At 68.0% G+C, this 13,263-nt stretch carries 15 protein-coding genes and 1 pseudogene; 8 read left to right on the top strand and 8 right to left on the bottom strand.

Annotated features, from left to right (window positions below):
• Positions 1-178: 178 nt before the first annotated feature.
• Entirely contained in the window at positions 179-781 is a 603-nt protein-coding gene (locus NQU54_RS46980; RefSeq protein ID WP_257636395.1) for a helix-turn-helix domain-containing protein, read from the bottom strand.
• A gap of 90 nt (positions 782-871) precedes the next feature.
• On the opposite strand from NQU54_RS46980, the gene NQU54_RS46975 reads away from it, so the two are divergent.
• The 5 genes and pseudogenes from NQU54_RS46975 (at position 872) to NQU54_RS46955 (ending at position 4,988) form a co-directional block, all read left to right on the top strand.
• Positions 872-1,903: an NAD(P)/FAD-dependent oxidoreductase gene (locus NQU54_RS46975; protein WP_257636394.1), complete on the top strand. Its 1,032-nt coding sequence runs from the start codon at positions 872-874 to the stop codon at positions 1,901-1,903.
• Positions 1,904-1,952: 49 nt separating this feature from the next.
• Positions 1,953-3,455, top strand: a complete 1,503-nt coding sequence (locus NQU54_RS46970; protein WP_257636393.1) for an MFS transporter — start codon at positions 1,953-1,955, stop codon at positions 3,453-3,455.
• Positions 3,456-3,509: 54 nt separating this feature from the next.
• The gene (locus NQU54_RS46965; RefSeq protein ID WP_257636392.1) at positions 3,510-4,136 is read left to right on the top strand and encodes a class I SAM-dependent methyltransferase; all 627 of its coding nucleotides are present in this window, start codon (positions 3,510-3,512) and stop codon (positions 4,134-4,136) included.
• A 62-nt stretch (positions 4,137-4,198) separates the two neighbouring features.
• A pseudogene (locus NQU54_RS46960) lies at positions 4,199-4,669 on the top strand (helix-turn-helix domain-containing protein); the annotation flags it as partial.
• Between the two features lie 46 nt (positions 4,670-4,715).
• Positions 4,716-4,988: a hypothetical protein gene (locus NQU54_RS46955; RefSeq protein WP_257636391.1), complete on the top strand. Its 273-nt coding sequence runs from the start codon at positions 4,716-4,718 to the stop codon at positions 4,986-4,988.
• Between the two features lie 333 nt (positions 4,989-5,321).
• On the opposite strand, the gene NQU54_RS46950 is transcribed toward NQU54_RS46955, so the two are convergent.
• From NQU54_RS46950 to NQU54_RS46940, 3 genes are all read right to left on the bottom strand, one after another.
• The gene (locus NQU54_RS46950) at positions 5,322-5,582 is read right to left on the bottom strand and encodes a hypothetical protein (RefSeq protein ID WP_123107485.1); all 261 of its coding nucleotides are present in this window, start codon (positions 5,580-5,582) and stop codon (positions 5,322-5,324) included.
• On the bottom strand, positions 5,579-5,926 hold the full coding sequence (locus NQU54_RS46945; RefSeq protein ID WP_123107486.1) for a hypothetical protein: 348 nt from the start codon (positions 5,924-5,926) through the stop codon (positions 5,579-5,581). Before NQU54_RS46945 ends, NQU54_RS46950 begins: the two co-directional genes overlap by 4 nt.
• A 549-nt stretch (positions 5,927-6,475) precedes the next feature.
• Entirely contained in the window at positions 6,476-7,558 is a 1,083-nt protein-coding gene (locus NQU54_RS46940) for an integrase core domain-containing protein (protein ID WP_257636390.1), read from the bottom strand.
• 184 nt (positions 7,559-7,742) lie between these two features.
• On the opposite strand from NQU54_RS46940, the gene NQU54_RS46935 reads away from it, so the two are divergent.
• On the top strand, positions 7,743-7,928 hold the full coding sequence (locus NQU54_RS46935; protein ID WP_257636389.1) for a hypothetical protein: 186 nt from the start codon (positions 7,743-7,745) through the stop codon (positions 7,926-7,928).
• Between the two features lie 125 nt (positions 7,929-8,053).
• Here NQU54_RS46935 and NQU54_RS46930 read toward each other — a convergent pair whose 3' ends face one another.
• The gene (locus tag NQU54_RS46930; RefSeq protein ID WP_257636388.1) at positions 8,054-8,875 is read right to left on the bottom strand and encodes an ABC transporter permease; all 822 of its coding nucleotides are present in this window, start codon (positions 8,873-8,875) and stop codon (positions 8,054-8,056) included.
• Complete coding sequence (locus tag NQU54_RS46925) at positions 8,872-9,816, bottom strand: ATP-binding cassette domain-containing protein (RefSeq protein ID WP_257636387.1); 945 nt, start codon at positions 9,814-9,816, stop codon at positions 8,872-8,874. The genes NQU54_RS46930 and NQU54_RS46925 overlap by 4 nt, the downstream gene beginning before the upstream one ends.
• Before the next feature lie 84 nt (positions 9,817-9,900).
• Between NQU54_RS46925 and NQU54_RS46920 the strand changes: the two genes are divergently transcribed.
• A complete protein-coding gene (locus NQU54_RS46920) occupies positions 9,901-10,890 on the top strand; it encodes a TetR/AcrR family transcriptional regulator (protein WP_257636386.1) in 990 nt (329 codons plus the stop codon).
• A gap of 271 nt (positions 10,891-11,161) precedes the next feature.
• On the top strand, positions 11,162-11,932 hold the full coding sequence (locus tag NQU54_RS46915) for an AfsR/SARP family transcriptional regulator (protein WP_257636385.1): 771 nt from the start codon (positions 11,162-11,164) through the stop codon (positions 11,930-11,932).
• Here NQU54_RS46915 and NQU54_RS46910 read toward each other — a convergent pair.
• Positions 11,892-12,611 carry a nucleotide disphospho-sugar-binding domain-containing protein gene (locus tag NQU54_RS46910; protein ID WP_257636384.1) on the bottom strand — a complete coding sequence of 240 codons (720 nt, stop codon included), beginning with the start codon at positions 12,609-12,611 and terminating at the stop codon, positions 11,892-11,894. The two genes, NQU54_RS46915 and NQU54_RS46910, sit on opposite strands and share 41 nt — an antisense overlap.
• Positions 12,587-13,219: a glycosyltransferase family protein gene (locus tag NQU54_RS46905; protein WP_257636383.1), complete on the bottom strand. Its 633-nt coding sequence runs from the start codon at positions 13,217-13,219 to the stop codon at positions 12,587-12,589. The genes NQU54_RS46910 and NQU54_RS46905 overlap by 25 nt, the downstream gene beginning before the upstream one ends.
• Positions 13,220-13,263: the final 44 nt, after the last annotated feature.

The following is a 13,263-nucleotide window of genomic DNA, read 5'->3' as shown; positions in this document are numbered from 1 at the left end:
TGGTGGTCGGCCCGGACGGCGGGATGGGTAGGTCCATTTCCAGGCGATGAGCCGTGCGTGCCAGCGAAGGACCGATCGCGGAGTGAGCTGTATTAACCACGAGCGTTGTTGACACGGGTGGGCGAGGTGGCGGAGTGAAGGAGGCCCCGCACTCCGTGGCTCGTGACGGTCGGCCTGTTCAGTGTGGACGGGTTTCGTCAGGGCGGTAGCTGGCTTTGATGTGGACGCGTTCACCTTGCGGGCCGAGAATGCTGAGGAACTCCACGGGATGTTCGTCGGCGTTGCCGAACCAGTGCGGGAGGTGGGTGTCGAATTCGGCGACCTCGCCCTCGGCGAGGATGAAGTCGTTGTCGCCGAGAACGACGCGTAGACGGCCTCGCAGGACGTAAAGCCAGTGGTAGCCCTCGTGGGAGCGGGGGTCGGGTTCGCGACCGTCGGTCAGGGCGGCGGGCAGGATGTGCTTGAACGCCTGTAGCCCGCCGGGGGTGCGGGAGAGCGGGACGACGGTCATTCCGTTCCGTGTGAAGGGCTGCGGATACACCCGGGGATCCAGATCGGTGGGGGCTCCGATCAGCTCCTCGACCGGCATCTGGTAGGCGCGAGCCAGCGGCAGCAGGAGTTCCAGGCCCGGTTTGCGCTGCCCGGATTCGAGCCTGGACAGGATGCTGATCGGGATGCCGGTGGTTTCCGACAGGGCGGTCAGAGTGGCACCACGGCGGCGGCGCAGCTCGCGTAGCCGGGGGCCGACGGCCGCCAGCACTGCCTCGAAGTCGTTGCTCATACGTCCACCCTGACCGTACTTTTCAGTTTCCGCAAAGAGCTTTGCCCGATCGTCGAAGCAGGTGCACCGTGACGATCGGAGGTGGTCACGATGACCCGAAACACCCAGGTCAATGGTGAGAGACGGTACGACGTCGTGGTGGTCGGCGCAGGCCCGGCAGGCTTGAGCGCAGCGCTCATGCTCGGGCGCGCCCGCAGGTCGGTGCTGGTGATCGACGAAGGCCGGCCCCGCAACGCGCCCGCAGCGCACATGCACGGCTTTCTGTCCCGTGACGGGATGGCGCCCGGTGACCTCCTGCAGGCGGGACGGCGCGAGGTCGAGAGCTACGGCGGCACCGTGCAGGCGGGGCGGGTGGTGAGCGTGGTGCGTGACGGCGATGGGTTCGCGATCGGACTCGACACCGGCCGCACGGTGCGGGCGCGGCGGCTGCTGGCCACCGCGGGAGTCGTCGACGAGCTGCCTGACGTGCCGGGGCTCGCCTCGCGGTGGGGGCGCGATGTGGTGCACTGCCCGTACTGCCATGGCTGGGAGATCCGCGACCAGCCGATCGGGGTCCTGGCCACCGGCCCGCTTGGGGTGAAGCAAGCCCTGCTGTTTCGGCAGTGGACCGACCGGCTGACTCTGCTGCTGCACACCGCTCCCCGTCTCACGGACGAGGAGGGGGAACAGCTGGCTGCCCGCCGGATCACGGTGGTGGACGGCGAGGTCACCGCTGTGGAGGTCGCAGAGGACCGACTGAGCGGGGTCTGCCTGGCATCCGGCAAGCACATCCCGCTACGGGCCCTGGCCGTCGCACCGCAGCCGTACCCGCGCGCGGACTTCCTGACCGGACTCGGGCTCGGGCCCACGGCACACCCGAGCGGGCTCGGCGCCTACATCGCCGCTGACGCGACCGGTCTCACCACGGTTCCCGGTGTGTGGGTCGCGGGCAACCTCGCCGACCCGAACGCCAACGTCCTCGCCTCGGCCGCATCCGGCTCCATGGCCGCCGGAGCGATCAACGGTGACCTCATCGCCGAGGACACCCGCCACGCGGTCCGGGCCCACCGCGATCCCTTCTCACCCGCGTCCGAGGCCCGCGTGTGCGAACAGGTCCTGGGTGCCCGGCGCCACGGCCTGTAACCCGCAGCCCCAGTCCGACATCGATGACCATTTTTCAGGCAGGACTGTCATGAGCCAACCAACCACCACCGGCCCCACCACGAGTGCCGAAAGCGCGAGTCCCTCCGGATCCCGCCACTGGTGGATCCTCACCGTACTGAGCCTGACCCAGCTGCTGCTGGTGCTCGACTCCACCGTCATGAACGTCGCCCTCCCCTCCGTACAGGCGGACCTGGGCTTCAGCAGCGCCGACCGGCAGTGGATCGTCACCGCCTACGCCCTCGTCTTCGGCGGCACGCTCCTGGCCGGAGGCCGGCTGAGCGACATGCTCGGCCGCAAGCGCATGCTGCTGACGGCCACGTCCGGGTTCATCCTCGCCTCCGTACTGGGCGGCCTCGCGAACGGCTTCGGCATGCTGGTCACCGCGCGCGCCCTACAGGGCTTCTTCGGGGCCCTGCTGGCACCGGCCACCCTGTCGCTCATGGCCACCACCTTCACCGACCGGTCCACCCGCGGAAAGGCATTCGGCGTCTTCGGCGCCGTCTCCAGCAGCGGCGCCGCGATCGGCCTGCTCCTGGGCGGGGCACTGACCCAGTACCTGGACTGGCGCTGGTGCCTGCTGGTCAACGTCGTGGCCGGCGCGGTAGTCCTTGCGGCGGCAGCGGCCCTGATCCCCGCACAGGACCCGGTCTCCCCGCGCCCGCGCATGGACCTGCCCGGCATGATCACCTCCGTGCTCGGTGTCCTCGCCCTGGTCTACGGCTGCTCAACGGCGGAGCGCGACGGGTGGACCAGCCCGGTCACCCTGGGCTCCCTCACCGCGGGCGTACTGCTCCTGGGACTGTTCGTCCTCATCCAGACCAGGGTCGCCCAGCCCCTGCTGCCGATGCGGGTCGTCCACGACCGCAACCGCGGGGCCGCCTACCTCATGGTCGCGATCGCCGGTATCGGCATGTTCGGCGTCTTCCTCTTCCTCGCCTACCACCTGCAGCAGGTGCTCGGCTTCTCCGCGCTCATGACTGGCGTCGCTTTCCTGCCCATGGTCATCTCCATGGTTGTGATGGCCATCGTGACCGGAGGCGTCCTGCTGCCCCGTACCGGCCCGCGCCCCGTCGTCGTCGGCGGCTTTCTGCTCACCGCCGTGGGCACCGCCCTCTTCACCGGGCTGAGCGTGCACAGCGGCTACGCCGCCGGCATCCTGCCGGGCCTGATCATCGTCGGCTCCGGCTTCGGCCTGATCTTCGGGCCGGCGATGAACCTCGCCACCGACCGGGTCGATGCCGCCGACGCAGGGGCCGCCTCCGCCCTGGTCAACGCCGGACAGCAGATCGAAGCGGCCGTCGGCACCGCCCTGCTCAACACCATCGCGGTCAGCGCCACAACGAGCTACCTCACCACTCACCCCAAAATCCCCGACGCCGCCGCGCAGGCATCCGTGCACGGCAACGCCGTCGCCTTCTGGGTGACAGTGGCGGTGTTCGTCCTCGGTGCTCTCGCATGCGGCCTCCTTGTCCGCCCCGGACGACAGACCGGGGCAAAGGACGGGGACGCCACGGTGACGGCAGCGATCTAAAGCGCCCCCAACAGCCGACCACCAACGAGAAACCAAGGAGAGGACGTAAGCGCCATGGACGCCCAGCACTGGGACGAGATGTACCGCAGTCGCGACCAGATATTCAGCGGCAACCCCAACCCCGCACTCGTCACCGAAATCACCGACCTGCCACCGGGCCAGGCGCTCGACGTCGGCTGCGGCGAAGGAGCCGACGCCGTCTGGCTGGCCCAGCGCGGCTGGCAGGTCACAGCGGTCGACATCTCCGAGATCGCCCTGCACCGTGCCGCCGCCACTGCCGCCACTGCCGCCACTGCCACCACTGCCACCAGCATCAACGGCCGTGTGGCGTGGGCACGGGCCGACCTCACCACCACGCCGCCCCCAGCAGACGCCTTCGACCTGGTGTCCATCCACTACTTCCCGCTCCACCGCCAGCCCGGCCACACGGCGCTGCACGGCCTTCTCAACGCTGTCGGGCCAGGCGGCACGCTGCTCTTCGCCACCCACGCCCGCGCAGACCTCACATCGCGCGAGGACTTCGACGCCGCCGGCTACTACCAGCCCGACGACATCGCCCAACTCCTCGACCCCACCGCCTGGAACGTACTGACCAACGAGACCCGCCCTCGTGCCACCCCGACCCCCGCCGGCACGCACCACACCCAAGACGCCGTCCTACGAGCAGTACGGCTGTCGTAGGCCCGCCGGACTCCGCCTCGCCCCGCCGAGATGTTCACTTCCACACCATCACAGAGGTCCTCGTGCCCCACCCCAACGCCCGGCTGACCGTCCATGGCAGACGGCTCCTAGTCGACCGGGTCAGAGCTGGCAGAGCCGTCGCCCACGTGGCCGACGAGATGGGCATCTCTCGCACCACGGCCCACAAGTGGGTCCGGCGCTGGCGAGCCGAAGGTGATGCGGGCCTGTACGACCGCCCCAGCCGACCACGGACAACTCCGCACCGCACCCCCGCCGAAGTCGAGTCCCGCATCTGCGACCTGCGGCGTGAGCGGAAGCTCGGCCCGGCCAGGATCGGCCCGATTCTGGGACTGCCCGCCTCGACCGTTCACCGTGTCCTGACGCGCCACCAGCTGAACCGTCTGCGCTGGATGGACCGGCCCACCGGCCAGGTCATCCGCCGCTACGAACGCGAGCGTCCCGGCGAACTCGTCCACGTCGACATCAAGAAGCTCGGCAACATCCCCGACGGTGGCGGACATCGGATCATGCCCACCTCACCCTGTCCTTGCCGAGTTGCCGTTCCAGCACCATGAGCTGGTGGCGCAGGGCGAGGATCTCTGCATCCTTGTCGCGGTCGCTGGTAGGCAGCAGACGAAGCATCGCGAACGCGTGAGTCACAGCCAGGTAGCCCAGTCGCAGCAGCACGACCGAACATCATTCCGCGCGATCGATACCCACGCGAGAGGGCAGGATCGAGTGATCGCCGTCGAAGTCCGAACAACCCACTCACCGCTTCCCATCAGGACGGATGGGGTTTTCGGCAAGCGCAAGGCCAGTCGCAGCAGCACGGTCGGACATCATGACGCGTGAACCACCGACTGCGCGAGAGCGCCTACTCGAGCGACGAGACCGACGACCGCCAGTCCCGATACATGCCTCCGACCAGGGCGGATGACATTCTCGGCAAGCGCAACATTGCCAGTCGCAGTAGCACGATCGATTTTCATCTCGCGTGGACCACCGGCCACGCGAGAGCGTCTGCACGACCGACTGTGGCCGACGACCGTCGGGACTCGGTGCACCCGCTCCGATCCGGGCTGATGGCATTCTCGGCAAACACAGTCGCATGAACTGCACACCCGAGGCATCGAGCCCACCTGGATCCGTGGCGGCCTCAACAACGGCGCTGGAACGAGAGCAACGTCATCCGTACCAGGTGATGTTGCAGATATAGATGCAGTGATGGCGTGGTACTGAGAGGAAGCTGATGAAGCCGCGTCCGCCGAGAATGTCGAATTCTCGGAGTCCGCCTTCTCGGTCGAAGGGCCGACCTACCTTTGCCGCGTCGACTCCAAGCGCGGCGAGTTCGGTCGCCAGTCGCTCGACCTCTGCTACGACACCTGGCGCAAGTCCGTCGGCGACGTACTCCTCGCTCGGGTTGTACTCCCAGGTCCAGTCGGTCACAGCCCCGCCTCGGCCTCCGCGGCCTTACGGATCTGCTGAATTTCGTGGATGGCCGCCGTCGGGTCCTGTTCGGCCATATCGACGATCTGCTCGAGTTCACGGAGGCGGGCGGCGCGTTCCGGGTGCCGCTCGATGGCGACGAACACGGCCCATGAGTGGACGAAAGCCCGCAGGGGCGCGAGGCTCTGTGTCTGCTGTGCGTTTGTGGTCGCCTCGAACAGGTGCTGAGTGAGCGCAGGGACTCTGCTGGGAGCGATCCGGGCGACAGCCGTGCGCAGTGCGTCAGGGGTGAGGTCGGGCATGGGAATCAGGGGTCCATACGGGCCGTCTGGCTGCGCACTCACGATGACCTCCTGTGCAGGGTTGCTCGTCGTACCCTACCGTGCGGGCGCGGTAGCCGTGGGAGACACTTGTCCGCTCCGCATGCCGTCGCATGGCGTGGCTGCTGCTATGGGGGAGTGGCTGATTGCCGCGCTCTCCGTAGGCGCGCAAGGGCGGGGTACGGTTCTGAACCGAGCGCTACGGTGCGGTACGGATCGTTGCAGAGAGTTGCCGCGCGGCTGGGGGTCAAGGGGTCGCAGGTTCAAATCCTGTCGTCCCGACCAGCGTTTTCGCAGGTCGGAGGCCGTTTCCGCGGGTAGCGGGAGCGGCCTTAACCGTTTCCGGGCTGGGAGTAAGTGGGAGCCCTCTGGGAGCCCTTGTGCTCCCAACTCGCAGACGTGTCAACGGTGCCCGATTCGTCCGTCACCCGATCCGGTAGACCCACAGCGCCGTACCGCGCTCCTATTCGCCGTTGTCAACCGCAGGCCGCCCAGGTCACCCCACCGCTGTGGATGCTCTCCGCATCGAGAGGCATAAGGGCCCTGTGCCGCTCGAAAAGTCATCGCTGCATGTCATGCCGCGTATCTGTACTCGTTGATGAGGCCGCCGAGGATTCGGGTGCGTAGGACTTTGCCGGTGCTGAGGCCATGCGCTGCGGCGGGTTGTTCGTGGGCGTCGGGTGGTAGCTGGTTGCGGGCCTGGTGGGGTCGGTGTTCGTTGTAGTGCTGTTCGTAGGCCGCGAGGACATGGCGGGCGTGGGCCTCGTTCATGATGAGGACGTGGTCGAGGGCTTCGCGTCGGATGCTGCCGATGACGCGTTCGCAGTGTGCGTTCATGCGGGGAGCCTGCGGCGCACTTGTGAGGATGTCCATCTCCTCGGCTGCAAAGACGGCGTCGAACGCTTCGCCGTACTTGCCATCGCGGTCGCGTAACAAGAAGTGCAGGGACTCGATGCGTATGCCCAGGTCGGCGGTGAGATTCCGCGCCTGCTGCACCGCCCAGTCCCGGGTCGGGCGGGTGGTGACCCCGGTGATGTGCAGCCGCCGGGTGCCGTGCTCGAGGAACACCAGCGCGTACAACCGCCTGCCGAGAGCGGTGTCGATGTGAAAGAAGTCTGCCGCGATGATGCCCTCGGCTTGCGCGGTCAGGAACTCGCGCCAGGTGGGGCCTGAGCGACGTGGCGCGGGGTCGATACCGGCCGCGTTGAGGATCTCCCACACCGTCGAGGCGGCGATGCGATAACCGAGTTGGGCCAGCTCCCCTTGGATCCGCCGGTGCCCCCACATGGGATTCTCCCTCGCCAGCCGCACGACGAGCTTCTTGATCGCTGCCGGGGTGGGTGGGCGGCCGGTGCCCCTGCGCGCGGTGTAGTCCCACTTTGCGGCGATGAATCTGCGGTGCCAGGCAAGCAGGGTGCCGGGGGTGACAGGGAAGATCTTGAGCCAGTGGCGCTGGGGTATCAGCCCGGACAGGGCGGCGAACCAGAACCGGTCGGCGGGCTCATAACGGACCGGTCCGGCCAACTGGCGGCGCAGGACCGCGTTCTCGTGCCGCAGCACCAGAAGTTCCGCGTCCTTCGCCGTCCCGCGACGGAGGACCACCGATGGAACAGTCAGCAGCTTCCGGGCCACCTTGTACAGCAAGGACACGATCACGGAGGACATGATCCCAGCGGGCTGACCGCATCCAGCTCACCTGCGGCGATGACTTTTCGAGCGGCACAGGCTCGATCGCGCGGAGAAGCTGAAGTGGAGCACCAAACAGCTGCGTGAAGGCATCCGCCTCGCGCGCGAGGACGACGCGCGTGAAGCGGAGACGGACGACACCACGCGGCGGCTCATGGTGCCCGGCGGCAATCTCAAGCGCTGGCATCGGGCCGCGGCCCAGTCCGGCACCGACCTGCGGCAATGGGTGCTGACCACGCTGGACCAGGCGGCCAAGGACGCCTTGGAGGAAGACGCCGCCCATCCCATGTCCCTGAATTCGTCACAGATGGAGGAAGACGGTGACCGCGTTGACGCGTGAGCACAGTCCGGTCGTCCGGCCCGAGCGGGGGCGGCGCTGATGCTCTGATCTGCGCGACAGACATGTTGAGTTGTTCCTGGAGCTGAACGGGGCGGGTCGGTAAGGCGGCCCGCCGGCCCGGGACTTCACCGTCCCCTGCGCGAGTAGGCGCGCAGTGAGAGCGGGGCGAGAACCACCAGCAGCGCTGCCGACCAGAGCAGAACGGCGGCCACGGGATGTTCCATCGGCCAGGCATTGTGTCCGGACGCCGCCATCCCGGGGTTGCCGAACAGCTCGCGGGAGGCGGCGGTGAGCGCGCTCACCGGATTCCAGTCGGCCAGGAACCGCAACCACGTCGGCATGCCGTCGGTCGGGACGAATGCGTTGGACAGCATCGTCACCGGCAGGAACAGCGTCGCCAGCTGGGTGACCATCTGCTCGTTCTTCGCCACGAGGCCCACATAGACGCCCACCCAGCTCAGTGCGTACCGCATCAGCATCAGCAGGAGGAACGCCTCAACCGTGTGGAGCAGGCCGCGGTGCGGCTGCCAGCCCACCAGCAGGCCCGTTCCCGCCATGGCGGCCAGCAGTGGCACGCCGACCACGGAGTCCGCGCCGGTGTGCCCGAACGGCACCGCGAGCCGCGCCATCGGCATGGACCGGAACCGGTCCATCACGCCGAGGGAGGCGTCGGCGGCCATCCGCCCCATGACCCCCTGCACCGAGGTGAAGGTCACCATCGCGAACAGGCCCGGCATGAGGAACTCGCGGTAGTCACCGCCGCCCGGCACCTGGATCGCGCTGCCGAACACGTACCCGAACAGCACCACCATGATGACCGGGAACAACAGCGCGGCGATGATCTGCTCGGGCTCCTGGCGCAGCCGCGACAGCTCGCGCCCGATCAGCGTAAGCCCGTCGGCGAACGTCCAGCGCAAGCGGCCCGCTGGCGAGGTGATGGTGGTCATCCGACGGGCTCCTTCTGGTCGGTGAGGCGCAGGAACACCTCGTCGAGGGTGGGGCGGCGCAGCCGCACGTCGGCGGCGTTGACCCCGGCGCGGTCGAGCTCGCGCACGATGTCGGCCAGCTTGAACCTGCCGCCGGGCAGCGCGACGCTGAGCTGGTCGTCGCCGCTCGTCGTGGGATCGGTTCCGGCCAGGTCGTTGAGCACGGTCGCCGCCGGGCCCAGGGCGGTGCGGTCTTCCAGGACGACTTGGAGCTGCTCCCCGATCGTTGCCTTGAGCTCGTCGGGCGTGCCCGTGGCAATGACCTGCCCGTGGTCGATGACGACGATGTCGTTGGCCAGTTGGTCGGCCTCGTCCAGGTACTGGGTGGTGAGCAGCACGGTGGTGCCGCTGCCGACCAGTTCGCGGACGCTGTCCCAGATCTCGCCTCGGCTGCGCGGATCCAAGCCGGTGGTCGGCTCGTCCAGGAACAGCACCTCGGGGCGCTGGATGAGACACGTGATCAGGTCGAGCCGGCGCCGCATGCCGCCCGAGTATCCGGCGACCGGGCGGTCCGCCGCCTCCGTCAGCCCGAAGCGCTCCAGCAGTTCGTCGGCCCGTCGGCGCGCCTCGACACGGGACAGGTGGTAGAGGCGCCCGAACATCTGCAGATTGCTGCGGCCGGTGAGCTTCTCGTCCACCGCTGCGTACTGGCCCGCGAGACCGATCCGGGCACGGACCTTGTCGGCCTCGCGGACGACGTCGTGTCCGGCGACTCTGGCGTGCCCGGCATCGGGATCGGACAGGGTCGCGAAGATGCGGATGGCGGTCGTCTTTCCCGCACCGTTGGGCCCCAGCACCCCGCAGACCGTTCCTCTGTTGACGCTGAGGTCCAGGCCCCGTAAGGCATGGGTGTCGCCGAAGGATTTGTGCAGCCCCTCGGCGACCACGATCGGATCTGTCATGGTCTCTCCACTGGGTACCTTGTACGCGGTCATAGCCCAACCTAGGCCACTGGGTACCATGTACGCAACCCCGGAGGTGACACGGTGGCCGACGCCGAGTACGTGAACATCTGGATGAGGCCCGAGCGCCCGGCGCGCGGACCCAAGCCGGCCTACAGCCGCGCGCAGATCACCGAGGCCGCGGTCCGGATCGCCGACGTCGAGGGGCTGGAGGCCGCCACCATGCGGCGGATCGCCGCCGAGATCGGCGCGGGCGCGATGTCGCTCTACCGGTACGTCCCCAGCCGTGACGACCTCATCGAGCTCATGGCCGACCACTTGATGGGCGAGGTCGACGTCACGGGCATGCCCTCCGGCGACTGGCGCGCCGACCTGACGCGCTATGCGAACCAGACACGGGCGATGTGGCTGCGCCATCCGTGGATCGCCACCATCCACCGGGCGCTCCCCGGCCACGGCCCCAACCAACTTAGCCTGATCGAACGGGTGATGGGCGCCCTCGACCCCTACGTCTCCATCGACGAGAACCTGGCCCTCATGGCCATTCTGAACGGCTACGTCGAGGGTGTCGTCCGCGAGGAGGTCGTCGTGGCGGAAGAGATCCGCCGCAGTGGACTCAGCGAGCTTGAATTCATGGCGCGGAGCCTCCCGCGCGTCCAGGAGCTGCTGGCGAGCGCGGAGTACCCGATCTTCACCAAGATCGTGACGGAGGCGGGTCAGCCGTTCCTGAACCACGACGACCAGTTCCGCTACGGACTGGAACGCGTCCTCGACTGCATCGCCGCCGCCCTTCGGCCGACGACCGGACTTTCGTCACAGGTCAACGGGCGAAACCAACCCCCGGCCACGCAGTCTTCCCAGCGCAGCACCGTATGTGACGAAACTCTGGAAGCGGTGGACGGCCAGTCGTCCGATCGTGACGAAACTCGGAGCGGGCTCACACGGCCCGCCACATGTGCCGTATGTGGCGAAACCGCCCCTAGGGTCCAAACCGGGCGACCTCGGCGATACTGCTCACGGGCATGCCAGCAGCGTGCCTACCGCACTCGGAGAGGGGCTGGATCCTCCCGGTGATCACCGGGCCGGCCTGTCCTGCCAACAGGACGCCGGGTGCCGTATGTGATGCGTTCGTCATTGGCCGATCTGAGGTATGTTCGGGCCCAGCCGGAGTGCAATTCAGCCCACGGCCCTGACGCCGGTCTTCACGCTTGCGAGTCCGAATGGTGCTGAAACCCTCGTTCGGGTCCACTCGAAGCCGCTTCGGCTTTCAACAACTGCTGAGTGTTCCGCACAATCAGGCCGACGGCCCAGGCGAACGTCTTTTCAGCAATTGGGAGGTCGCAGCGTGCGATACGAGATTCTGGGACCGCTCCGTGTCATCGACGGAAAGAACGCGAATACCATCAAGGCGCAGAAGGTGGAGTTCTTGCTGGTCGCTCTGGTGATCCGCTCCGATCAGGTCGTCAGCACCGACCAGCTCATCAGAGAGATCTGGGGAGAGGAGCCGCCGCGAAGTGCCACGGCGAGCCTCTACGTGTACATATCCCAGATCCGCAAGCTGCTCCGGCGCACAGGAACGGGGGTGAGCCCCGTATTCACCAGACCCCCGGGATACATGCTGACCCTGGGGCATGACGCCCTCGACCTCGACGACTTCACGCGCTTGCTGAAGGAGGGGCGGGACCACCTCAGGAGCCGCCGTTACGAGGCAGCGGTGCGCGCCTTCGGGGACGCGCTGGCCCTGTGCCTGGGTCCGCTGCTCGCCGATATAGCGCGCGGGCCGATCCTCCAGGGGTTCCGCACCTGGCTCTACGAAGCCCAACTGGAATGCAAGGAGGGCCTGATGGAGGCGCACCTGGCCCTGGGGCGGCACCGCGAACTCGTCAGCGATCTCTACCTCCTCAGCACCGAGCACCCCATGCGGGAGGCATTTCACCGGCAGCTCATGCTGGCGCTGCACCGCAGCGGATGCAGGGGCGACGCACTGCTCGTGTACCGGCGGGTCCGCCAGACCCTCCGGGACGAGCTGGGCGTCGAGCCCGGACCCGCGCTCAAGGACATCCAGCGGGTGATCCTCACGGATGACGGGTCCGTCGGGACCGGTAGTGCTCGGTGAGCTTCTCCAGCTCACGGATCACCTGGCCGGGTGCCGGCTGGGCACGCAGGTCCTCACGCAGCCGCCGGGCGCCCTCGCGGAACGCGGGGTCGTCCAGGAGCCGCACCAGGTGTTCGCGGATCCGTGCGCCGCTCAGCTCCCCCGGCTCGTCCCCGGGGATCCACAGCCCCGCGCCTGCCTGTTCCGTGCGCGGACCTCGCTCGCCGATGTCCGGGACGACGCGGCTGACCATCAGCTGGGGCACGTCATGAGCGATCGAGTCCAGAAACAGGCCCGGACCCCCGTGATGGATCACGGCCGAGCACGACGGAACGATGACGTGCAGCGGCACGAACGTCACCATTCTCGTGTTGCCGGGGATATGCCTGAGCTCCTTCTGGAACCGCTCGGGCAGCGTGACGACGAGTTCGATGTCGAGGTCGGCGAGGGAGTTCAGCATCCCCTGCAACTGCTCGACGGAGAGGGCCTGGTGCCGCTCGGCCTGCTCCAGGCTCACTCCGAAGGTGGCCAGGACCCGCCGCCGCGGCGGGTCCCCGCGGAGCCAGTCCGGCACGACGGCGGGCCCGTTGTAGGGGACGTAGCCGAGGGGCACCTGGGGCACGTCCTGGTCCAGCAGCATGGAACCCACCATCTGGTCGATGGTGAAGTGCCCCGTCACCATCTCCTCGGAGAACGACACTCCGTACTTCTCCGCCCAGCCCCCAGCCAGTCCGCCAGCGCGTCCTCGCGGTCCTCCGGGGGCTGCTGCGCCCGCACCCGCAGAAAATGCCGCCGCATACGGGCGTCCACGTTCAGCCCGAGCAGGAAGCGTCCGTGCGCCGCGCCCACCGCTGTGGCCGCGATCGAGCCCGCGTAGCTCACCGAGTCCCAGACCACCAGGTCGGGCTTCCACCAGCGGCAGTACTCCACCATCTCCTCGACCATGGAGTCGTTCATGGCCGCGTTGGTCATCCTCGCCCCGCGGAACCCCCAGCGCAGACGTTCCCAGGTGAGCTCTTCCTTCCGGTTCTCGGACAGGTCGACCAGGAGGTCGCCCCGCTCCTCGAGCTCCTTCACCTTCTCCCGGAGCTCGTCATCCATCATCTGTTCCAGCTTCTCGAAGATGGACTGGTCGGAACCGACGGGAACCGCCGTCAGGCCCGCCTTGGTGATGACGTCCGTCAGCTCCGGGCCACTGGCCACACGCACCTCGTGTCCCGCTGCCTGCAGGGCCCAGGCCATCGGTGCGAGGAGGTGGAGGTGGCTCCGGACGGGGATGGTGGCGAACAGGACGCGCATGGCGGTCATTACCTCCGTAGGCAGAGCAACACCAAGCAGCCTCGCCAACCCTC

It is taken from the genome of Streptomyces malaysiensis subsp. samsunensis, from assembly GCF_024519315.1.
GTDB classification, from domain to species: domain Bacteria; phylum Actinomycetota; class Actinomycetes; order Streptomycetales; family Streptomycetaceae; genus Streptomyces; species Streptomyces malaysiensis.
This window is presented reverse-complemented; position numbering and strand designations above follow the sequence as displayed.

Bases quoted from the DNA above. Each gene is read 5' to 3' on its own strand.
- NQU54_RS46980 (WP_257636395.1), bottom strand. From the start codon at position 781: ATGAGCAACGACTTCGAGGCAGTGCTGGCGGCCGTCGGCCCCCGGCTA.
- NQU54_RS46975 (WP_257636394.1), top strand. From the start codon at position 872: ATGACCCGAAACACCCAGGTCAATGGTGAGAGACGGTACGACGTCGTG.
- NQU54_RS46970 (WP_257636393.1), top strand. From the start codon at position 1,953: ATGAGCCAACCAACCACCACCGGCCCCACCACGAGTGCCGAAAGCGCG.
- NQU54_RS46965 (WP_257636392.1), top strand. From the start codon at position 3,510: ATGGACGCCCAGCACTGGGACGAGATGTACCGCAGTCGCGACCAGATA.
- NQU54_RS46935 (WP_257636389.1), top strand. From the start codon at position 7,743: ATGGTGCCCGGCGGCAATCTCAAGCGCTGGCATCGGGCCGCGGCCCAG.
- NQU54_RS46930 (WP_257636388.1), bottom strand. From the start codon at position 8,875: ATGACCACCATCACCTCGCCAGCGGGCCGCTTGCGCTGGACGTTCGCC.
- NQU54_RS46925 (WP_257636387.1), bottom strand. From the start codon at position 9,816: ATGACAGATCCGATCGTGGTCGCCGAGGGGCTGCACAAATCCTTCGGC.
- NQU54_RS46905 (WP_257636383.1), bottom strand. From the start codon at position 13,219: ATGACCGCCATGCGCGTCCTGTTCGCCACCATCCCCGTCCGGAGCCAC.